Annotated in this window: 16 protein-coding genes and 1 tRNA gene; 8 read left to right on the forward strand and 9 right to left on the reverse strand. The window is 60.8% G+C overall.

The features are described 5' to 3' along the window. The first annotated feature begins 29 nt into the window (after positions 1–29). On the forward strand, positions 30–494 hold the full coding sequence (gene rnhA, locus AACT07_RS04515; protein ID WP_021231230.1) for a ribonuclease HI: 465 nt from the start codon (positions 30–32) through the stop codon (positions 492–494). On the opposite strand, the gene AACT07_RS04520 is transcribed toward rnhA, so the two are convergent. Then, the gene (locus AACT07_RS04520) at positions 482–1204 is read right to left on the reverse strand and encodes a methyltransferase domain-containing protein (protein WP_005361718.1); all 723 of its coding nucleotides are present in this window, start codon (positions 1202–1204) and stop codon (positions 482–484) included. The two genes, rnhA and AACT07_RS04520, sit on opposite strands and share 13 nt — an antisense overlap. Before the next feature lie 72 nt (positions 1205–1276). On the opposite strand from AACT07_RS04520, the gene gloB reads away from it, so the two are divergent. Beyond that, on the forward strand, positions 1277–2041 hold the full coding sequence (gene gloB / locus AACT07_RS04525) for a hydroxyacylglutathione hydrolase (protein ID WP_005337817.1): 765 nt from the start codon (positions 1277–1279) through the stop codon (positions 2039–2041). Positions 2042–2111: 70 nt separating this feature from the next. Further along, entirely contained in the window at positions 2112–3665 is a 1554-nt protein-coding gene (locus tag AACT07_RS04530; RefSeq protein ID WP_005361719.1) for a lytic transglycosylase, read from the forward strand. Positions 3666–3825: 160 nt separating this feature from the next. Here AACT07_RS04530 and astE read toward each other — a convergent pair whose 3' ends face one another. Together astE and AACT07_RS04540 are read right to left on the reverse strand one after the other, a co-directional pair. Further along, positions 3826–4851 (reverse strand): succinylglutamate desuccinylase, encoded by a 1026-nt coding sequence (gene astE / locus AACT07_RS04535; RefSeq protein WP_069526733.1) that lies wholly within the window; start codon positions 4849–4851, stop codon positions 3826–3828. 292 nt (positions 4852–5143) lie between these two features. Further along, on the reverse strand, positions 5144–5353 hold the full coding sequence (locus tag AACT07_RS04540; protein ID WP_005337823.1) for a DUF1127 domain-containing protein: 210 nt from the start codon (positions 5351–5353) through the stop codon (positions 5144–5146). 522 nt (positions 5354–5875) lie between these two features. On the opposite strand from AACT07_RS04540, the gene AACT07_RS04545 reads away from it, so the two are divergent. Next, positions 5876–6769, forward strand: coding sequence for a DNA replication terminus site-binding protein (locus AACT07_RS04545; RefSeq protein ID WP_069526734.1), 894 nt, complete (start codon positions 5876–5878; stop codon positions 6767–6769). 140 nt (positions 6770–6909) lie between these two features. On the opposite strand, the gene AACT07_RS04550 is transcribed toward AACT07_RS04545, so the two are convergent. The 3 genes from AACT07_RS04550 to AACT07_RS04560 form a co-directional block, all read right to left on the reverse strand. Further along, complete coding sequence (locus AACT07_RS04550; protein WP_069526735.1) at positions 6910–10785, reverse strand: DEAD/DEAH box helicase; 3876 nt, start codon at positions 10783–10785, stop codon at positions 6910–6912. A 434-nt stretch (positions 10786–11219) separates the two neighbouring features. Next, the gene (locus AACT07_RS04555; RefSeq protein ID WP_069526736.1) at positions 11220–12305 is read right to left on the reverse strand and encodes an ATP-binding protein; all 1086 of its coding nucleotides are present in this window, start codon (positions 12303–12305) and stop codon (positions 11220–11222) included. Continuing rightward, positions 12302–13030 (reverse strand): response regulator, encoded by a 729-nt coding sequence (locus tag AACT07_RS04560; protein ID WP_040065122.1) that lies wholly within the window; start codon positions 13028–13030, stop codon positions 12302–12304. The genes AACT07_RS04555 and AACT07_RS04560 overlap by 4 nt, the downstream gene beginning before the upstream one ends. Positions 13031–13187: 157 nt before the next feature. Here AACT07_RS04560 and AACT07_RS04565 point away from each other — a divergent pair, with 157 nt between their 5' ends. Together AACT07_RS04565 and AACT07_RS04570 are read left to right on the forward strand one after the other, a co-directional pair. Then, positions 13188–14345, forward strand: a complete 1158-nt coding sequence (locus AACT07_RS04565; protein WP_069526737.1) for an efflux RND transporter periplasmic adaptor subunit — start codon at positions 13188–13190, stop codon at positions 14343–14345. 15 nt (positions 14346–14360) lie between these two features. After that, positions 14361–17495, forward strand: coding sequence for a multidrug efflux RND transporter permease subunit (locus AACT07_RS04570; RefSeq protein WP_069526738.1), 3135 nt, complete (start codon positions 14361–14363; stop codon positions 17493–17495). A gap of 86 nt (positions 17496–17581) precedes the next feature. On the opposite strand, the gene AACT07_RS04575 is transcribed toward AACT07_RS04570, so the two are convergent. Beyond that, a tRNA-Ser gene (locus AACT07_RS04575) sits at positions 17582–17671 on the reverse strand. A 438-nt stretch (positions 17672–18109) separates the two neighbouring features. On the opposite strand from AACT07_RS04575, the gene AACT07_RS04580 reads away from it, so the two are divergent. Further along, on the forward strand, positions 18110–19018 hold the full coding sequence (locus AACT07_RS04580; protein ID WP_230599709.1) for a L,D-transpeptidase family protein: 909 nt from the start codon (positions 18110–18112) through the stop codon (positions 19016–19018). A 39-nt stretch (positions 19019–19057) separates the two neighbouring features. Continuing rightward, positions 19058–20044: a DUF481 domain-containing protein gene (locus AACT07_RS04585; RefSeq protein ID WP_042084030.1), complete on the forward strand. Its 987-nt coding sequence runs from the start codon at positions 19058–19060 to the stop codon at positions 20042–20044. Positions 20045–20160: 116 nt separating this feature from the next. Here the strand turns inward: AACT07_RS04585 and AACT07_RS04590 are convergent, their stop codons facing one another. Further along, positions 20161–21576 carry an SLC13 family permease gene (locus AACT07_RS04590; protein WP_005353291.1) on the reverse strand — a complete coding sequence of 472 codons (1416 nt, stop codon included), beginning with the start codon at positions 21574–21576 and terminating at the stop codon, positions 20161–20163. Positions 21577–21821: 245 nt separating this feature from the next. Then, positions 21822–22547 (reverse strand): MaoC family dehydratase, encoded by a 726-nt coding sequence (locus tag AACT07_RS04595; RefSeq protein WP_019445964.1) that lies wholly within the window; start codon positions 22545–22547, stop codon positions 21822–21824. Between the last annotated feature and the right edge of the window lie 75 nt (positions 22548–22622).

Genomic DNA, 22622 nt, shown 5'->3' on the forward strand with positions numbered 1-22622 from the left:
AGCCTCATGTTAAAACAGATTGATTGCTCATGTTAAAACAGATTGATGTCTATACCGACGGCTCCTGCCTCGGCAATCCGGGCCCGGGTGGTTACGGGGCCGTGATGGTCTACGGCAAGCACCGCAAAGAGATTTCCGCAGGATTCAGGTTGACCACCAATAACCGGATGGAGCTGATGGCCGCTATCATGGGGCTGCGCACCCTCAACGAACCGTGCAAGGTGCGCCTCACCACCGACAGCCAGTATGTCCGCCAGGGGATCACCCAGTGGATCATCGGCTGGAAGAAGAAAGGGTGGATGACCGCCAACCGGCAACCGGTCAAGAACGTCGATCTCTGGAAGGAGCTGGATGCGGAAGTGGGTCGCCACCAGATTGAGTGGCTCTGGGTGAAGGGTCACTCCGGCCACCCGGAGAACGAACGGTGCGACGAGCTGGCCAGAGAGGCCGCCTGCGGCAAGGATCTGGCCGAAGATACCGGCTACCAGCCCTGACGGGCCATTCCCGGTGTGGCGAGGGACTTTGGCAGCTGCCAGCGCCGCCGCACCGGGATAAGTGGAAAGCGCCGTTTACGGGCCGCAATCACGTATACCGATGCAAATGCCCTGCAATAATCCCGCCCGATACTCTCCCGCCACCAACTGTGCCAGCTCTGTTTCCCCATAAACGAGTAACCGAAACGCTCGTCGAACATCACCTCGCATCCCAGCAGATGCAACCAGTCCGTCACCCGCCCCGGGGTGAACATCCGTGCCGACCAGGGCATTCTGCGCCGCAAGAACGGCACACAGTGACCGATCCCGACCAGACTCATGGGGTTATAACCACTGATGATCAGCCAGCCATCGTCGGTCAGCACCCTTTCGGCTTCGCGCAACACCTGATGAGGATCGGCAGAGAAATCGAGGCAGTGGGCCAGCAGGCAGGCATCGACGCTGCCGGTCCGCACCGGCAGATCGAGGGGATCGCCATACATGTCGAGCAGCCGCCCGCCGGGGGCGACCCCGATCTGGTGACGAATGGAGGAGCGTTTGCAGGAGAGTTCGGCGCTCAGAGCGCCAATTTTCAGCAGATGATACCCAAACAGATTGGGGCACCAGTTGTCGAGCCGATCCTGGATCTCGGCCGCCACCCAGTCCCCCATAGGCAATGCAGACCAGCTGGTCGGGATCTCGATTTGTTGTTCGGTACGTGCCACCTGCATAATAGGGCTCAACTCGGGGTTTCGAACGCCATCCTGTTATATAAGATACCCTCCCTAAAGAGAAGCAGACTCATGTATCCAGTGATCACAGTTCCAGCCTTTAATGACAACTACATCTGGTTGATCCGCCACGAAAATCACTGTCTGGTGGTCGATCCGGGCGATGCCGCACCCGTGCTGGAGCGGCTCGAGGCATTGGGGCTGGTGCTCGATGCCATCCTGCTGACCCATCACCATCACGATCATGTCGGGGGTGTCACCGACCTGCTTGCCCACTTCCCCCACGCCCGGCTCTATGGCCCCAAACTTGACCCGATGCCGGATCACCACGGTCAGTGGCTGGAAGATGGCGATCAGATCAACTGGCACGGCCTCGCCCTCGAGGTGATCCATGTGCCCGGGCACACTCGCGGCCACATCGCCTACCACGGTAACGGCATGCTGTTTTGTGGCGATACCCTCTTCTCGGCCGGTTGTGGCCGCCTGTTTGAAGGGACGCCGGAGCAGATGTACCACTCGCTGCAACGACTCGCCGCCCTGCCCGATGAGACACTCATTTATTGTGCCCACGAGTACACCCTCTCCAACCTGCGTTTTGCCTATGCGGTCGAGCCGGACAACCCGGCGATCCGCCGCCAGATCGGGCTGATCAGCAAACTGCGGCAACAGGGGCTGCCAAGCCTGCCAACCCGGCTGGGTGACGAACGCACTTTCAACATTTTTCTGCGCTGCGAACAGGATTCAGTGAAATTTTCTGCTGAAAAACATGGACTAAAATGCGTGGAAAATCCGGTAGATACCTTCACCATCCTGCGTCAGTGGAAGGACGTTTTTTGAACAAACCTTGATCAGGGGGCCATTGCCCCTTATGATGCGAGCTGTTTTTCCTAAAAATGACCGGAACGAGATGAAGGTACGAACGGCCTTATTGGCAGCGCTGTTGCTCAGCGGCTGCCAAAACCTGAGCCATCAGGATGACCGGGCGCTAACGGCAATCGAGCCGATCAAGTCCCCCCAGGTCAAGAAAAAAGCGCATAAAAAACACTCTTCCCATTTCCTGTTTGGCGATGAACAGCTGGACGAAATGGAAGATACGGACAATCTGTGGGTGCGTATCAGCGATGATATGCAACTGGAAACTCCGGACAATCCGCGCATCCGCCAGCAACGTGAGTGGCTGTTGCGCAATGATAAGCATCTGGCGACCATTGCCAGCCGGGCTGAACCCTACCTCTATCTGATGGTAGAGGAGATTGAACGGCGTGAGCTGCCAATGGAGCTTATTACTGTCCCGATGATCGAGAGCATGTTTGATCCTCATGCCCGATCCCGCAGCAATGCCGTCGGACTCTGGCAGTTTGTGCCAGCGACAGGCAGAAACTTCGGTCTGCGCCACGACAACTGGTATGACGGACGGCGCGATGTGCTGGCCTCCACCAATGCGGCGCTCGACTATCTGGAGTACCTGAACCGCTTCTTTGACGGTGACTGGCTGCAGACGCTGGCCGCCTACAATGCCGGGGAAGGACGGGTGCGCAACGCCATACAGCGTAACCAGCGCGCAGGCAAACCGACCGACTACTGGTCGCTCGATCTGCCCCGCGAAACCCGGATGTATGTGCCCAAGATCCTCGCCATGGCTGACATGATCAGCAATGCGGACAAGTACAATATCCAGTTGCCGGTGCTCGCCAACGAGCCGAAGCTGCGAGTGGTGGAGACCGGCAGCCAGATCGATCTGAACGTGGCCGCCCAACTGGCAGGTCTGCGCACCTCACAGCTCAAGGAGGTCAATCCGGCCCTGAGCCGTGGTGTGATGTCGCCCCGTGGCCCTTACCGCCTGCTGGTACCGGTAGAGTATGCCGATACCCTGGAGCTGGCACTGGCCGATCTGCCCAAGAGCGAACGTATTCGTACCCGCTCCTATCAGGTCACCAGTGGCGATACCCTGTCGCGCATCGCCCAGAATCATGGCGTCAGCGTGAACGAGCTGAAGCTGGCCAACAATCTGCGCAGCAACAACCTGCGTCGCGGTCAGCAACTGGTGATCCCGACCCACGGTCAGGTCAGCAGCAAGGCCAGCTCCGCCAGCAAACCGCAACAGCTGGCAAGCCGTGGCAGCAGCCAGAAGGCCAAAGTCAGTTACAAGGTGCGCTCGGGTGACAACCTGTGGAGCATCAGCCAGGCACACGGCGTCTCCCACGAAGAGCTCGCCAAGTGGAACGGTCTGAATGCCAAGTCGGCGCTCAAACCAGGCATGAAGCTGGTGGTCTATCCCAAGCAAGGGAAGAAGAGCGACAAATCGATGGTGTATCAGGTTCGCCGTGGTGACTCCATCTCCTCCATCGCGGCTCGCTTCCAGGTGGCCATCAACGATGTGATGCGCTGGAATCAGCTGGATAAAGGGGATTACCTCAAGCCCGGTCAGGAGCTGACCCTGTTTGTGAAGAACAACAGCTAAGCCACACCACTTGAACCCGATAAAAAACGGGGCCAGTCATCTGACTGGCCCCGTTTTTTATTACTGCGGCTCACCGCTGCTGTGTCTGAGCCACCGACTAAAACAATGGCTTGGCGCCGCCTGCGGATGCATCACCGCTCTGCAGGCAAAACTATCACCGCTATTCCCAAAGCCTTGTCGGCACCACCATCAGCACGGTGCGCTGACCAATCGCCACGTTGGCATTGGGGAAGACCACCGCCTCACGCGGCTTCTCGACCGTGTAGCGAAGCTCGCCATCCTCGGCCAGCACGAACCCTTGGGGGAATTCGGTGAAGTTGTCCACATCGCTGGCAAACAGGAAGCGAAAGTCCGCCGATTTTTTGGTGATCACCCGATCGATGGCAAACAGGGTGAAATCATCCGCCCGCCACGGCTCCAGTGCCACTTCATCCTGAGTGACCAACTCCTGCAGCGCCTGACGGGTTTCGATAAAGCGGGTCATATCGTTCTCGCCAAACGGGCGCACCTTGCCCAACTCCACCGTAAAGGCGTGGGCACCATGCTGGCGGGAGCTGTAGTAACTGAAGGTCGTGGTCGGGCTGGCGGAGAGCAGAATAGTACGTACCCCGCAGGCACCGAGGAACTGCACCTGCTCGCGGCAGTGGGGCCGCTCATGGGGAAAGGGGTAAACGGCAAACTTCTCGTGGCGCGAGCCGCGAATGGCGGTGTGCAGATCGTAGTGGTAGCGGGGACGAGCAGGATCGGCAAAGAAGCGGCTCACATACTGCTCGAGACGCATGGCACGGATCCGCTCCCGATTGCAGAGCCCCTCCCCCTTGCTGTGAGCACCGGAGAAGAGCCGGTTCATGTTCTCCTCCACCTCCCGCAGCCCCAGATTCATCGCCGCCGGATTGCCAAACAGGAACAGCACCCGATGGCGGGCGCTCAGCTCGCCAGAGAGCAGACGGCTCAGCAGCTGGTTGCAGATCTCGATGGGGGCAGTCTCGTTGCCGTGAATACCGCAGGAGAGGACGATATCCTTGCGTCCTCCCGGCTGGCCGCCCGCGCCACTGGCAGGCTCCAGACAGAGCACGCCCGTATCCCAGACGCTGACCCGCGCACCATCGGGCAGGGCAAATTCAAAGGGCTCAAGCTGCCACTCATGGCTGCGGGTCAAGGCCAAAAAATCGTGCTGGGGAATCATCCGTCTCACCCTCTTGCGCTGGAATACTATGGCCGGATTATACGCAAGGCGTTGCGGCTTAAAATCATTTTTTAAACAAATTCAAACATTAACGATACAAGTGTGATAACACTCGAACGACGACAGCAATGGCAGTAGCGATGTGGAATAAAGAGGAGAGGAAAAAGGATCAACAAAAAACAAGGGGAAAACGGGGGATATAAAACAGACAATGACAGACTTGGCGGCCGGGCGCCACGGGGCAGAACAGCAAACGACTCAGCAGAAAAACAAGGCATCCATGCCCGGCAGATCAACCACGCCAGAACGGCTTGGTGGTCTCTTGATAACGGTCAGCTTCGTTCAGGCCGATATCTTTGAGCAGGTACTCGGGCAGCTCGGAGAGCTGGCGACGGCTGCGGCTGCGCTCCAGCCAGGTCAGAACGGTCATTTTAACGCGAGCAACCAGATTCAATTGGCTGGAATGCTGGTAACCGGTTTCGGTATAAGTCATGTTGGCCATGATGTGGCTCCTCTGAATATTTGTTTACGCACTGGGCTTTATTTGATGCGCAAAGCTTAGTCAGGGAGCAGGGCCGACTCAATTGACGAATTTTGATACGTTACATTAGGAAAACTAATAGTAAAAAACTGACTGATAAAATTTTAATGCTTTGATTTATAAAGAATAATTAAGTCACTATTCGACCATCAACGGCCCGCAGCATATTGTGCTGCATGGCACCACCTTACATATGCAATTTACCGCATTGCCTATGCACTCGCCAATGGACGCGCCATGGCTGGCAACCCCGTCATTACATTCTATTGTTAATTCTTCGATCTCTTGGTGATCTTAAATTAACACAATGAAACATAAAACAAACTTACTTTCCTCCCGCGCAGCTCCCTCGATGAAGACCCGAAAACGCCCCTCTTGGCGCGCAACCGGCATACTGGTATGGTTATTTATACAGTAGTTCATTCCCCTGCCCTGACGCCATCGTTTATGCCGTCAGAGGCGGATGAAACCACAGGATCATCGATGGATACCTTTACCCCGACCGCCGCCCTGCGTCAACAGATGGCCGCCATTGAAGGCGCTCTCAACCAGCTGGCCGATCTGCTTGGTCAGCTCGACCTGCAGGAGGCCCATGTCTATCCCCTCCCCCCGGTGCCACAGGGGGAAGAACACGACCCGATCGAGCAAATTGAGGTGGGCTATCTCAACGGTGAAGCCGCGCTGGCAGCCACCCTCGCCGCTTATCGGGACCACAGCGCCCGTCCCGGCTGCTCCACCAAGGCGACTCATCGGCTGCCCGGCTGGTTGCGCTTTCCTGCCGCCGCAGCCCCCTTGCTGCAACCGCTGATCGACCAAATCAACCAGCACAAGCTCGATTTCAAGGCGCTGGTGCAGCAGGCGGGGGGACGTGACGAGAAGTTCGAGCTGGTACATACCGCTCTGCCCGGGGTGATCACCTTGCAGGTTTACCGCAAGCTGACCCTGTTGACAGGTGAGCTGCAATCCCTCGGCTTTACCTGGGCTGACAAGCAGACCATCAATCGTCTCAGTCGCGAGCAGGTGCTTGAGATGCTGGAGCGCAGCCGCCGCTACATACCGGCCCTCTCCAACAACGAGGAGTGGAGCAAGATGGTGGATCAGGAGGTGTACGACATTCGCCGCCTACCTGCCGATGCCGAGCTGCGGATCCGCCGCCCGGTCAAGACCCACCCGATGATCAACCTGCTCTGGCTGGAGCGCAGCCCGCGCAAGCAGCAGATCAAGGCGAGCCTGCCTCTGCTGCTCTGCTCGGATACCCCGCCCGCAGTCACCCATCTGGGCAACTATCCCCCCAAGAGCCGGCAGGCGCGGCGAGATCGCAAGATTGGCGGCGAGCCCATCATCGAGCGGCTGCACCTCTATCTCTATCAGGGGTGACTGGATCAGGAATAGCTGGGCCGCCTTGCCGCGATAAACGAAGTATCCCGCATCAGCACCCCAAATAAGAAAGGGGAGAACATCCTGGATGTTCTCCCCTTGTCTGTATCGATAGGTGGTGTGGAAGGTGGCGTCGCCAATCAGCCCATCAGCAGGGCCCGCAGGCTCTCCACATCCAGCCCGCGCACCTCGGACTGGCCACTCAGCAGGCCATCGGCCAGCGCCCGCTTCTCGTCGTGCAGAGCGACGATCTTCTCCTCCACCGTCTGCTCGCACACCAGCCGGTACACGGTCACCGGCTGGGTCTGGCCCATCCGGTGCGCCCGATCGCTCGCCTGATCTTCCACCGCCGGGTTCCACCAGGGATCGAGGTGCAGCACGGTATCGGCCTGGGTGAGGTTGAGGCCGGTCCCCCCCGCCTTGAGGCTGATGAGGAACAGCGGCACTTCCTCATGACGAAAACGCAGGATGGAGTCCTGACGGGACTTGGCGGAGCAGCCCCCATCCAGATAGCAGTAGTCCCAAGACTTCTGCTCGATGCGGGTCCGCAACAGACTCAGCAGATCGACGAACTGGCTGAACACCAGCACCCGATGACCGCCGTCGATCGCCTCTTCCAGCAGGGCCATCGCCTCGTCCAGCTTGCTGCTGGTTTGCGACCACTCTGGCATCACCAGCTCCGGCGAGCAGCATAGGCGGCGCAGCCGGGTCAGGCCACTCAGCACATGCATCAGGGCGCGGCCATCGGCGCTTTGCACCTGCTGCACCACTTCCCGCCGGGTCGCCTCGTAGAGCTGGCGCTCTTCGGGGGAGAGGCTGATGTGGTGGATGATCTCGGTCTTGTCCGGCAGCTCGGTCAGCACCTGCTGCTTGAGACGACGCAGGATAAAGGGGCTGATCACCGCCCGCAGCAGCGCCATGTGCTGGGGATCCTTGACCGCTTTGCCAAAGCGACGCTTGAACTCGCCAAGGCTGCCGAGCAGCCCCGGGTTGATAAAGGTGAAGAGGCTCCACAGCTCCCCCAGATGGTTCTCGATGGGGGTGCCGGAGAGGGCGAGGCGAAAATCGCCGTCGAGCTGGAACAGCAGCTTGGCGCGCTGGGTACCGGCGTTTTTGATCTGCTGCGCCTCATCGAGCACCATGCTGGACCATCGGCGGGACTTGAGCGCCTCCGCCAGGCTGCCGAGCATGCCGTAGTTGATGAGGATCACCTGACCGGCCTTGGCCTCGCGAATAATCCCCTCCCGCTCGGCCGGGTTCTCGAACACCACCACATCAAGCTCGGGGGCAAAACGGGTCACCTCCTCCTGCCAGTTGGTGACCACTGACTTGGGCACCACCACCAGCGCAGGGCCAAGGTGCTGGCGCATGCGCAACACAATCAGCGCCTGCAGCGTCTTGCCCAGACCCATGTCATCGGCCAGACAGGCACCAAAACCGTGATGGGCCAGGGTCGCCATCCAGCGCACCCCCTCTTTCTGATAGTCCCGCAGGGAGGTAAGCAGCTCGTCCGGGCACTCGACCTCCTGCTGCCACTCCTGCTGCAGGGATTGCCACGCTGCATCCCCTTCGGTGGTAATGACCGAGAGCAGGCGAGTGAGCGGATAGGCCAGCTTGTTGTTGATGCGCTGCTCTTCATCGAGCATGGCCCCCAGCATGGTGAGCCGCTCCACCAGCTTGTCGCTCAGCATCAGGCTGGTCTTCTCGTCGAGCTGAACGGTGCGCTGCCCCGGGGTCATTTGGCGCAGAATAAGGCGCAGATCGAGGATCTGGTGCTCATCGAGGGCCAGTGCCCCTTCGACCTGGAACCAGTCCTGCCGCCGCTCGATACGCAGGCTCAGAGCCGCTTCATCGAGGCTCTTGAGGCGAGCGCTGTCCTGATGCCAGTGAATGACCACGCCGGCATCCACCAGCTCGGGCAGGGCATTGACCAGCGCCAGCGCCTGTTCCCCCTGCAGCAGCCACTCGCTGCCGGGCAGGCCGATGGGGAGTTGATTGCGCAGTAGCTGGGCCTGCAGCTTCTCGGCCGCGAGATCCCGCTGCCAGTAGTGGTACGCCTTGATCCCCTGCCGTACGATCGCCTCCCCCTTGCCAAGGGGCTGGGGCGGCAGACCCTCAAAGCGGGTCACCAGCTTGACCGACAGCTGACCATCCTGCCAATCCAGTTGCACCGAAGGAATGCCCGGCCAGGGAGCCAGTTCGGCGTTGCCGCTAAGCCCCGCAACCTGACTGTGCCAGGGCAGCTCGGGAATGGCGTCCAGGGTGCGTTGCAGCTCGGCCAGCCCCTCGGCGGGCAGCAGCGGGATGGATTCGAGCGCTGGCAAGCGGTCGAGCAGCGGCTGCGGGGTGAGGATGAGCTGCCACAGGTCCTGCGCCAGCGGCATGATATGGGCCCCGCGGGCGGCCGCATCGGGGCAGAGCTGCGCGCTCATCCCCTGCTCGGTGGCCACCACCTGCAGCAGGGGGGCGCTGATGGCCAGTTGCAGCTTTTGCCCCTTGGCGTTGAACAAACGGGGGTGATCGGCCAGCGGCACCCAGACATCCCGCGGCAGTCGTCCCATCACCCGTGGCAGGGTGCGGACCAGCGCCCAGTCATGCTCATCGAGCATGGCGGCATACTGGGTAGAGAGCAGGGCCGGATCGACCCGGCGACCGGCGGTCCACTCCCCCTTGGTACTGAGCTTCTGGATCTTGCACTCCAGCTCGGGACCATCGGCATGGAGCAGCCACACCAACCGCTCCTGCGGCTTGCGCACGCCACTGGAGCGTCCCAGCCCCTGCAGCCAGTTGAGCCAGCTGGCAGAGGCCGCGGTTTTGTCCTCGTCCCCGTCATCATCCTGCTGGTCACTGCCCTCTTGCGCACTCTCCTCACTGCCGCGCAGTTGGCACAGGGGCGCCCCTTTGGCCGCCTCGCCCAACAAGATGCGCAGCAGATCCTGACAAAAGGCCATCAGGCGATGATGTGGTTCGGCATCGAGCAGATGGGAGAGATCCCACTTGTGCAACATGGCCACCTGCGGGCTCTGGGCTCCGTGACGGGCCAGCGCGCAGAGATCGAGCCAGAGATAGCCCCAGTGGAGCTCCTCCACCGGCAGCTGCAGGGTATCGAACAGGCCGACCGCCTGACCGTGGCGATCGCCCGCCCACTGGCTAAGCAGGTCGGCAAGCAGGGGGAACTGGCCAGTCAGACTGCGCTGCCACTTCTTGCGCTGTTCGCTGGCGATGACGGGATCGGCCTGCTGCAACCAGCCAAGCCAGAGCAGGGCGCTGAATGAACGGGGCCACTGGCCCGCCTCACCCTCATCGGTTGCCTGCCACTGGCCCAGCGCGGTGAGCAGTCGCTCGCCAAGCAGGCCGCTCTGGCTCTGCTGGGCCAGCGCCTGCAGGGCTGGCCAGCCGGGGGCGGCATCCTTGTCCTCGCCGGTTGGCGATGTGCACTCGCCATCCCCGCAGAGCCAGCGCCACTCCGCCTCGAACGCTTTGGCCCGGGCCTGCACCTCGGGGGCGCAGCGCACCAGCGCATTGGCCAACGGCCAGCGCTCTTCATAGGGGGCATCAAGCAAGAGTTGCAGCGAGAAGTGCTCCAGCAACATTTGCTGCCAGGCGGGGCTGGAGCCCGCCAGCAGCTGGTGAGCGTCCGGGGTATCGAGCAGGGTCAGCAGATCGCTGGCCGAGAAATAGGTCGGGATCTCTCCCGCCTTGCCGCGGCAGAGCTCGCGCACCACCGCATGGGTAAGATCCTGCCCGGTCAATGAGGGCACCCGGCTCCAGTCCGGCGCCGGGCAGAGACCGGCACGCACCCCCAGGATCAGCGCCAGCGTCCCCTCGGCGGTCAGGCTCCACTGCTGCTCCCCGCGCAATCTGACCAGCCCCGCATCCTGCAGTCGGGTCAGTTTATCGATCAGGGCATGGCCTATCGCCAGTTGTTCTTGCAGCAAACGGGTACTGGCAACGCGCTGCAATTGCAGGGTGGCGAGCAGGGCATAACTATCCGAAGAGAGGGTGGACGCAGACATCAAGACTCACGGGCAAGTGCAAAAGCGGAATTTTAACGGTAAAGCGCCAGCGGCTCGACCCTTTACCGTGAAATAACTCAAAAAAAAAACGGCCATCCATGATGACCGTCGAAAGTAACGAAGGAAATAGCCGGATCATCCGGTTACCTCCCACAGCGGGAAAATCGGGAGCGCTAGCCCCTAATTCGTGGAGCCAATGCTAGAGGTTGGCGCCCGAAAAAGCTTTGAAGCGGATCACAGTTGAAAAGGATTTCTGAAAACGGTTTCAATTTTTGACGGCAAAAAACCACGATTTCGCGCCAAATGAGCCATGTCCCCACTCCTCCTGCTCACCCGGTACAAGCGGTAGAAAACCCTATAACGGTCGCTTGTCGAACGCCCCTGTGCGGGCAGCTGTCAGCTGTATAGCTTCATCAGAACCTGCCGCCCGCAGGTTAGGTTTCAGGGCAACCGGACATGGCCGAGATGGGCCAGGAGAGCACGAATCGGCTCCCTCCCTGCCCGGTAGCTTGGCAAACCGCGCTGCCGCCGTGGGCCTCGGCAATCGCCTTGACCACGGCGAGTCCGAGTCCGCTACCGCCGCTCTTGCGCGAGCGTGACGGATCTCCCCGACGAAACGCATCGAAGATACAGGCGGCGATCTCCTCGCTGATGCCTGGCCCCTCATCTTCCACACTCAGGACGCACACACTCTCCGAGCGATACAGCCGCACGGTCAGCAGGCCCGGCAGCGCGTGCTTCTGGGCATTTTCCAACAGCGCCATCAGAGCCTGACGGATGCGAAACAGATCGCAGCAGACATGAAGTTCGCTATCGAGCTCACGCTGCAACACAAATCCGCTCGCCGCCAGAGGGCTGGCAAATGCCTCAAGCACCACGGCAAGCTCGTCGGCCAGCCTGACCTCGGTCCGCTGCAACTCCAGATGACCGCTGTCGTTGAGGCTCAATACCCGCAAATCCTCGATCAGGTGATTGAGCCCCTCCACCTGACGCAGCAATCCCTCGAAGAGTTCGCTGCTAGGCGGAAATACCCCTTCGGCCAGCCCCTGCAAACGGCCGCGCAAAATGGTCACCGGAGTGCGCAACTCGTGGGCGATGGCGGCATTCCAGAACTCCCGCTCGCGGGTCATGCTCTGCAGCCGCTCGGCCATGGCGTTGAAGTCGCGCACCAGTTGCGCCGTCTCCCCGATCGCCTGCTCATCCTCCGGCACGCGGGCATCGAGTTTGCCCTCGGCCACCTCGCGCAGGCTGGTTGCCACCGAGTTGAGGGGAGTCAGGATGCGGCGAGAGAGGCGAACCGCCACGTACAGCGCCATCCCCAATGCAATGAGAATGGTGGAGCCGATCCATAACATCTCGACTCTGGAGGGCACCCAGGTCTCGGAGATGCTGCCCGGCACAAACGCCACGGCGATGCCATAAAACACATAGGTGCCGATCACCGCGAGGGAGATGATACCAAGCGTCATCAGACCCAGAGAGCGGATGATCTGCCTGCGAAGGCCGGGCGCCGATTTCATGCATCGCCCCCGAAGCGATAGCCAACGCCCCAGACACTGGCGGGGACCCCTTGAATGCCGTGTGTCTCCAGTTTTTTGCGCAACTTGCTGATGTGGCTATCCACCGTACGCTCCTGGGTATCCCCCTCCGGCAAGCAGTGAGTCAGCAGTTCGGCGCGACTGAACACCCGTTTCGGCGCCCGCATCAAAGAGGCGAGCAACTTGAACTCGGTCAGGGTCAGCTCCAGCACCTGCTGCTGGTCATCGCGGAAAATGCTGGCCTCGTGGCTCTCCAGATCGATCTGAAACTGGCCGACCCGCAGCACATTCGCCGTGGCAGGCTTTACGGCCCGGGTGCGCCTGAGCACGGCCTGCACTCGCGCCACCACTTCGGCCGGATTGAAGGGTTTGACCACATAGTCATCCGCCCCCATGCGCAGCCCCATCAGCTTGTCGAGATCCTGATCGAGGGCGGTCAGCATGATCACCGGCGTGTCGCCACGCGCCCGGATCTCGCTGAGCACCTGCCAGCCATCCAGTTGCGGCATCTGCACATCCAGCAGCAGGAGATCGGGTTTGAATGCCTGATGCATGGCCAGCGCTTCACGGCCATCGGCGGCGTGCAGGGAGCGCAAGCCATGACGTTGCAGGTAAGCGGCGAGGATGTCGGCGATCTCGGCTTCATCCTCTGCAATCAGTACCAGTGACTGGCCCGCCGGGCTGGCGGAAGCATTGAGATGGGACATAGTCGGACTCGAAAAAAGGTGGCGTTGAACTTTATCATCGCCTCCATGGATTCTCCACAAAGCCTCGAATCATTCGCAATAGCCCCTCGCCATAATGGCCACTCGATGCACTCTCCGGTCACATCACACCAGAGAGACGGTTTAACGAGGTGAGTGGATGATGTTTGTAAAACAGCGGTATGCGGGCGCCCTGCTCGCAGTCATTGCCGCATTCGGGTTGGCGGGGTGCGATGCCGCGCCGCAAGAGCAGGAAGCACCCGCCCCTCCTCAGGTGTCGGTGCTGACACTGACTGGTCGGGAGCTTGTCATCAGCGAGGATCTGCCCGCCCGGGTGGCGGCACTGCGCAGCGCCGACATTCGCGCCCAGATCAGCGGTATCGTGCAGCGCCGCCTGTTCGAGCAGGGCGCCGAGATCAGCGCAGGCACAGTGCTGTTTCAGATAAACCCGGCCCCCTTCAAGGCCGATGTCGACAGCGCCGCCGCCGCATTGCAACGGGCCGAGGCGGTGCTGGCTCGAGCCCGCATTCAGATTGACCGCCTGAAGCCGCTGCTGCGCACCGACGCCATCAGCCGCCAGACCTATGACGATGCGATCTCCCAGCGGGATCAGGCGGCCGCCGATGTAGCCCAGGCCAGGGCGACCCTGGCCCGGCACCAGCTGAACCTGCAATTTGCCAGCGTGGAGGCCCCCATCGCCGGGCGCATCGATCAGGCACTGGTGAGTGAAGGGGCCCTGGTGTCGCCCACCGATGCCACCCCCATGGCCCGGATCCAGCAGATTGATCAGGTCTACGTCGATGTGCGTCAACCGGCCTCGGTGCTGGAATCCCTGCGCCAGCAGGCTGGCTCAACGGCACCGGAACTGGCGGTAGAGATCCTCGGCAGCAATGGCACACCGCTGGGCATGCAGGGGCGCATCCTCTTCTCAGGCATCGAGGTCGATGCCGGGACCGGCGACGTGCTGCTGCGGGTGCTGGTGGATAACCCTGAGCGGCGCCTGTTGCCCGGCCTCTATGTGCAGGCGCGCATCCCCCGTGCCCGCTATGCCAACGCCCTGACCGTGCCCCAGCAGGCGGTAGTTCGCACCTCGGGTCAGACCAGCGTGTGGGTGGTGGATGGCCAGGGGCAGGCACAGCTGGTTCCGGTCAACACCGCTGAACTGGTGAATAACCAGTACCGCATCGCGTCCGGGCTCAGTGCCGGGCAACAGGTGGTGATCGAAGGGATCGACCGTCTGACGCCGGGGGTTCAGGTCATTGCCTCCCCCTGGCAACCACCCGTCGTCAGCCAACCGGCTGACGGTGGCATTCGCTGAATCGGAGAGTTATCCATGCCGCAGTTTTTTATCCATCGCCCGGTGTTTGCCTGGGTGATCGCCCTGTTCATCGTGCTGGCAGGGGTCATCGCCATCCCCAAGCTCCCCATCTCCCGCTATCCCTCGGTGGCGCCGGTGTCGGTGACCCTCTATGCCACCTATCCGGGCGCCACGCCGCAGACCCTGAATGATGCGGTGGTGAGCCTGATCGAGCGCGAGCTGTCGGGAGTGAAGAATCTGCTCTACTTCGAGTCCTCTGTGGACGCCTCGGGCAGCGCGCAGATCACTGCCACCTTCAAGCCGGGCACCGATCCGGAGCTTGCCCAGATGGACGTGCAAAACCGCATCAAGGCGGTCGAACCCCGTTTACCGCAAGCAGTGCGGCAAACCGGCCTGCAGGTAGAGTCAGCCTCATCCGGCTTTCTGATGATGGTCGGCATGACCTCACCGGATGGCCGCTTCGATGAAGTTGCCCTCAACGACTACATGGCACGCAATATTGTGCAGGAGCTGCGCCGCATCGACGGGGTAGGACGAGTGCAGCTGTTCGGCGCCGAGCAGGCCATGCGCATCTGGGTAGATCCGGCCAAACTCGCCGCCTACGGGCTGACCATCAGCGAGGTGGCACAGGCCATCGAGCAGCAGAACATCCAGATTGCACCGGGGCGCCTCGGTGACGAACCCGCCCTGCCGGGGCAGCGCCTGACGGTACCCCTCACGGTTCAAGGGCAGCTGACAACCCCCGAGGCGTTCGCCGCCATCGTGCTGCGAGCTGGTGGTGATGGCGCCAAGCTGGTGCTGGGTGATGTCGCCCGGGTCGAGCTGGGGGCGCAATCCTACGCCTTTTCCAACCGGGAGAATGGCGTGGCCGCCACCAGCGCCGCCATCCAGCTCTCCCCCGGCGCCAACGCCGTGCGTACCGCAGATGCGGTACGCACCCGTCTCGCCCAGCTCGCCCCCACCCTGCCGGCGGGCATGGCCTATTCGATCCCGTTTGACTCGGCCCCCTTCGTCAAGGTCTCCATCGAAAAGGTGATCCACACCCTGCTGGAAGCCATGGTGCTGGTGTTTCTGGTGATGTTTCTCTTCCTGCAGAACCTGCGCTACACCCTGATCCCGGCCATCGTCGCCCCCATCGCTCTGCTTGGCACCTTCGCGGTGATGCTGCTGGCCGGTTTTTCGATCAACTCCCTCACCATGTTCGGCATGGTGCTGGCCATCGGCATCATAGTCGACGACGCCATCGTGGTGGTGGAGAACGTCGAGCGCCTGATGACCACCCGTGGGCTGTCGCCCCGGGAGGCAACGTCGCAAGCCATGAAGGAGATCACCGGAGCGGTGATCGGCATCACCTTGGTGCTCACGGCGGTGTTCCTCCCCATGGCGTTTGGCAGCGGCTCGGTGGGGGTCATCTACCAGCAGTTCACCCTGTCGATGGCGGTGTCGATCCTGATTTCGGCCTTCCTCGCCCTGACCCTGACGCCCGCGCTCTGCGCCACCTTACTGCGCCCGGTCAGTCCGGATCATCATGAGAAGCGCGGCTTCTTCGGTGCCTTCAACCGGGGTTTCGAGCGGTTCACGGCAGGCTACGGTGCGCGGGTAACCCGGCTGGTCGGGCGCAGCGGACGGATGATGGCAACCTTTGCCGCCCTCTGCACCGTGCTGGCCATCACCGCCGCCCAGCTGCCCTCCTCTTTCCTGCCGGACGAGGATCAGGGTTACTTCATGACCTCCATCCAGTTGCCGACCGGCGCCACCAGCGAGCGTACTCTTGAGGTGGTCAAGGCCTTCGAGGCTCACATCGCCTCTCGCGAGGCGCTGGACACCAACCTGGTGGTGCAGGGCTTCAGCTTCTCCGGCGCAGGCCCCAATGCGGCCATGGCCTTCACCATGCTCAAAGATTGGGATCAGCGTCATGGCGCCACGGCAGCCGAAGAGGCAGAGCTGGCACAAGCGGCTATGGCGAACAGTCCTGAAGGCACGGTAATAAGCCTGCTGCCGCCCGCCATCGACGAGCTGGGTACCGCCTCCGGCTTCACCCTGTTCCTGCAAGACAGAGCCAACCGGGGAGATGCCGCGCTGCTGGCCGCTCAGGCACAACTGCTGGAACTGGCCGCCAAAAGCCAGGTAGTCAGTGATGTGTATCCCGACAATCTGCCTCCCGGCGAGAGCATTCACCTCGAGATCAACCGACAGAAGGCCGAAGCCATGGGACTCTCGTTCGCCAGCATAAGCAGTACCCTGTCGGCCGCAATGGGGTCGCTCTACGTCAACGACTTCCCCAACGGCGGTCACATGCAGCAGGTCATTCTGCAGGCCGACGCGTCGGCGCGCATGCAGCTCGATGATGTGCTCGGCCTGCGGGTGCGCAATGCCAGCGGCGGCATGGTCCCCCTGCGGGAGGTGGTGACACCGGAGTGGCGCGAATCGCCGCAACAGATGATGCGCTTCGATGGCTTCCCTGCCGTGCGTATTGCCGGGGGGGCAACGCCCGGCATCTCCAGCGGAGCGGCGATGGCGGAGATGGAGCGTCTGGCGGCGCAATTGCCGCTAGGCTTCGCATTGGCCTGGGCGGGACAGTCGTTGCAAGAGCGCCAGTCGGCCGAACAGGCCCCCCTGCTGATGCTGTTGTCGGCGCTGGTGGTCTTCCTGGTGCTGGCGGCACTCTATGAAAGCTGGTCGATCCCGCTCTCGGTGATGATGGTGGTGCCGCTGGGCCTGCTCGGTGCCGTCGCGGCCGTGATGCTGCGCGGCATGCCCAACGACGTCTTCTTCAAGGTGGGCATGATCACCATCATCGGTCTGTCGGCCAAGAACGCCATCCTCATCGTGGAGTTTGCGCGCCAGTTGCACAGTGAAGGGCGCTCGCTGCTTGATGCGGCTGTCACTGCTGCCCGCCTGCGCCTGCGCCCCATTCTGATGACCTCGCTGGCCTTCACCCTCGGGGTGGTGCCCTTGATGCTCGCCAGTGGCGCCAGCGCGGAGACCCAGCACGCCATCGGCACCGGCGTGTTTGGCGGCATGATCAGCGGCACCCTGCTGGCCATCTTCTTCGTACCGGTCTTTTTTGTCTTCATCATCGGGGCGCAGCAGCGCCTGCACTCCTGGCAGGCACGGCGAGCATCCAACGGCATTCATCCGGGCCGATGACCACAGATACACAGTCAGCCGGATAATCCCTCAGCACATCACCAAATGAAAAAGCCCAACCTGCGAAACAGGTTGGGCTTGGTATGTGGCGGAGAGACAGGGATTCGAACCCTGGGTGGCATTGCTGCCACAATTGATTTCGAGTCAATCCCGTTCGGCCACTCCGGCATCTCTCCGTGGGGAGAGAGTTTTACCCAAGCTGGGCCGAGGATGCAATAAAAATTTCTTAGATATCAAATGGCTGAATCAGATATCTGGGAGCAGGCTCACAATGCGGCGCGTGATGTTCGCGTTGCGAGGCCGCCCTGTATAGCCCTGTATCCACCCGCTCGCACACCCGGCCATTATCCACGTCGTGATATTGCCCCATTGCCATCAGGCGCCTCTTTTTCCTGCTTGGCGCTCAAATTTATGGGTGATGCCGATTTTGGCCGGTTTCCTATGTATCCCCACATCATTGCTTGTGCGCGGCAAGCTGGTAATCATGGGCTGATTGAGGAACAATCGCGCCATTCTGGCGGTTGTGTTGATGATGTTCCGCCCCGATTGAACTGATGGATCTCCTTATGCGATTGCCGAAACTCAAGCCCCTACCCTTAACGCCCGCCCTTTCCATGCTGCTGGCAGCGATCCTGCTCTGCGCCGCGCCGGCAGAGGCCAAACGCTACCCGCTGCCACCTGCCGGGAGTCGCCTTATCGGTGAGCTGGAGGATTACATCATCCAGCAGAATGAACATCTGGAACTGGTTGGCAAAAATACGCAAATTGGATTTTTGGCGCTACTTGAGGCAAATCCGGGTGTAGATCCCTATTTACCCAAGCCGGGTACCCGCTTGACGCTGCCCACCCAGATGCTGCTGCCTGATGTGCCTCGCGAGGGGATCGTCATCAATCTGCCCGAACTGCGCCTCTACTACTTCCCCAAAGGGAAGAACGAGGTCATCGTGCTGCCCATCGGGATTGGCGATATCGGCCGCGAAACACCCGAGATGACCACCACCGTCATCGAGAAGAATCCCAACCCGACCTGGGTACCCGGCCCCATGGTGCGCAAATCCTGGCTGGAGCAAAAAGGGATCACTCTGCCCGCCGTAGTGCCCCCCGGCCCGGAGAATCCCCTCGGCAAGTTCGCCATGCGCCTTGGCTATGGCAAGCGCGACTACCTGATCCACGGCACCAACAAGGATTTTGGCGTTGGCCTGCGGGTAAGCGCTGGCTGCATCCGGCTGCGACCTGACGATATCGAGGCCCTGTTCAAGATTGTGCCGATCGGCACACCGGTGCGGGTCATTAATCAACCGGTCAAGGTAGCCATCGAACCGGATGGTCGGCGCTGGCTGGAGGTACACTCCCCGCTCTCCCGCACCGAAGAGGAGCTTGAAAATGGCGCCCCGCTGATGTTATCACCGGCCATAGAGAGCTTTATCAGCGCACCTGACGTGATGCAGGATGAGGTGACGGCGGCGCTGGAGAACAAAAATGGCCTGCCCCGCCCCATCAGCAGCCAGCTTGTCAGTGGTTAAGTCACCAGCGCCCAAGTCGCACCGGAGTCACCTTGCCTCATGAAATACCTGCCCCTCCTACTCCTGTTGGCCTGTCACTCCTTGTGGGCCAAGGACATTCTCTGGATGAACAATGGCGATCGTCTGACCGGTACCATCGAAGAGATTGACGATGAGTCGGTACGCATCTCTTTGCCCTATACCGGTGCCGTTACCGTCAAGCGGGATGCCATCAAGCGCTGGCGACTAGAGCATCAGGATAAACCCAAAGCGACCGCCAAAGGTGGATTCACCCTGTTCAAGGATGAGCAGGATGAACGCAAGGCCTGGCTCTGGACCGGTAGTGGCGATCTCAACATCAAGCTCAAACACAAGGACAAGCACACCAACAACGTCAACTTCAAGGGCAAGACCGAGTTGGCCAATCTGGACTGGCGCTACAGCTTCTCCGGAGAGTACTCCTACGAAACGTCTGACAGCGTCACCGATAACCACGACTACAAACTGAACCCAACCATTGACTACTTCTTCAATCAGCAGTGGTTTGTGCGCAGCTCGCTCAATGCCGAATATGACATGCTGGATAGTAACTACCTGAACCTCGACTACGGTGCCGGCCCGGGTTACCGCTTCTGGAACGAGAGACGCCGCAGGCTGGAGTTTGTAGCACAAACAGGCCTGCGCAAAATATACGTCAGAGAAGATAGCGGGATCGGGGTGCTTTTCAGAGGAAACCGGATCATCGATTATCCCTTTGCCAGTGTGAACTGGGACTATCGCCAACCCATCCCGCTATGGCGGGAGAAGCTGGAGCTGTTCAGCCAGGGGAGATATCTGACCTATCTGGACCAGCCCTCCCCCTATTTCATACGCAATCGGGATATCACGGGCAGCGTTGGTTTGCGCTACTACTTCAACGACCACCTGCGCCTCTCCTGGTCGAGCGAGATGGAGTGGGAAGATGGCGAAGTACATTTCGTCGGTCTCGAGCAAAAGTACAAAGAGACCGAATTCAGGCACCTGCTCAATCTGGGCGCCAGTTTCTGAGTCAACTGCAAACAGAAAGAGGAGCCAAGTTGGCTCCTCTTTCTGTTTTGGTCATCACCTGCCATGGCACTTCTCCGATGATGGAGCAGACAACAGATGAAAAACCGGCCGTACGCTCAGATCAGCCCCCAAGCGGCAATCTGGTAGATCCACACCATCGCCAGCAATGTGCCGACCAATCCCATGATGACGCCGATGCGCACCATCTGGTGACTCTCCACCAGACCGGTGGCGTGGGCCAGCGCATTGGGCGGGGTACTGATGGGCAGAGACATCCCGAGCGAGACCGAGATGGTAACCGCCAGGATCAGGGTATGACTGCCGCCCCACTCGGCCAGCTCCGGCATGCTGACCGCCAGTGCCGCCACCAGTGGCAGCAGCAGATTGGCGGTTGCGGTATTGGACATAAAGTTGGCCATCACCACTGCCAGCAGACAGGCGCCGACCAGCACCGCCAGCGTGGAGTATTCGTGGAACGGAATATGGGTGATGAGCCGCTCGGCCAACCCGGAGTCCTCCAGCGCCAGCCCCAGCGCGATACCGCCCGAGACCAGCCAGAGCACGTCGAGGGAGATCTTGTGCAGATCGTCCTTGGTGATGATGCCGGTAGTCAGGAACACAGCTACCGGGATCATGGCGACCACGTAGGAGCTCATGCCGTGCAGATCCCCCAGTAGCCAGAGCACTATGGTGGTGATAAAGGTGAGGTAGACCACCCAGGCGCGAGGGGTCTGCATAAAGCGCCCCTCAATCTTGAGATCCATCCGCTTGAGGGTGCTCGGGAAGAAGCGCCCCAGCAGGAACCAGCCAAGCAGCAACAGCAATACCACAAAGGGCACCGCAAATCCCATCCACTGGCCGAACGAGATGGCATGCTCGCCGGTCAGGTATTTGAGGGCCACTGCGTTGGGCGGAGTGCCGATGGGAGTGCCGATCCCGCCGAGGTTGGCCGCCAGCGGAATGGCCAGCACAAAGCCGATTTTGGCCGGGTCCTTGTCGGGAAACGCCGCCAGCACCGGGGTAAGGATGGCCAGCATCATGGCGGTGGTGGCGGTATTGCTCATAAACATGGAGAAGGTGGCGGTGATCAACATCAGCCCCAGCATGACGATCCGGGGATCCTGACCGAACGGGCGCAGCAGCACCCGCGCCAGATTGACGTCCAGATGGTACTTGGTCGCCGCAATGGCGAGGAAAAAACCACCGAGAAACAGCATGATGACCGGCGAGGCAAAGGTCGCCATCACCTCGGTGGACTTGAGCAGCTCACCAAACCCCGGTTCAGCCTTGTCGGCAGTCATGAACCAGAGCCCCTTGTCGGAGAGCAGCAGCAGCTCCAGCACGATGATCAGCACCGAGGTAGCAAAGATAGGGATGGGCTCCAGGATCCAGCAGAGGGCGGCCAGCACGAAAATGGCCACGACCCGCTGCTCGATGACGGTGATCCCCTCCAGCGGGATCCAGTGGGTCGGGATCAGCAGGATGGTGAGGCTCAGCAGCAGTGGCAGAATAATCTTGTTATTGATGGGCACTATTGTCTCCAGGATCGGGAGTAAGAAGCCAATAGTGGCATAACATGCTATCGCCTCACGCAGCCAACTCGCCAAAATGAGAGCTGGCTAACTGCACGGCGCACCGTTTTGTGAGTCATATCAAGCTGGGGTCGGCGCGCTATGGCTGACGCCTCACCCCTTGCAACAAACAGGCAAAAAAACGGGCCCGCTGTTCGTTGCACAGGACAGCGGGCCCGTTTCACCATTCATGCCGATGAGGGGGCTCAGAAGTAGATGCGGGTCACCGACTCGATGACGCAACCCGGGCGGCGGATCCCTTCGATCTCCACCTTGATCTCTTTGAGCAGCTCCAGCCCACCCTTGATGGGGGTGACCCGGGCCAGCTTGGTGCGGGCGCGGATGTTGCTGTCCACCTTGATGGGGTACGGGAAACGTACCTGATCCAGCCCGAAGTTCACCACCATGCGGGCGGTCGGGAACTCGGGGGTGGCCTCATCGACCGAGCCGGTCAACTGCGGCAGCAGCGCCAGGGTCAGGAATCCGTGGGCGATGGTGGTCTTGAAAGGCGACTCGGCGGCCGCACGCTCCGGATCGGTGTGGATCCACTGGTGATCCCCGGTCACGGCAGCAAACTGATCGATCATCTGCTGGCTGACGTGCAGCCACTCGCCGACGTGGGTCTCTTCACCGATGCGGGCCTGCAGGGCGGCATAGAGCTCGGCCGCCTCGGCCCCCAGCTCAACAGCGGGTTCCTGAGCCACAGCAGGCTGACCGTTGGCTACTTGTGCCACGGTTGCTGCATCCTGTTGCTGCTCGCTCTGGGACTCGGCTTGCAAGTCCAGCACACGCCCCAGCAAAGGGTGAAGATGTGCCTTTTGCTGAAACTCACGCCAGTAGTCGCGGATCGCCGGAGAGAGCCAATCCTTGAGCTCAAAGGGGTGCTGCGCCAGAATTTCGCGCTTGCGCTTCAGAAAATCGACAACTTTCATCTACCGATCCCTATTTGATTCAATGCCTGTAAAGAGGTCTAACCAGTCCTATTTTATTAAAGTTTCAGCTGTAAG

This window comes from Aeromonas sp. ANP5 (assembly GCF_963870295.1).
GTDB classification, from domain to species: Bacteria; Pseudomonadota; Gammaproteobacteria; order Enterobacterales; family Aeromonadaceae; genus Aeromonas; species Aeromonas veronii.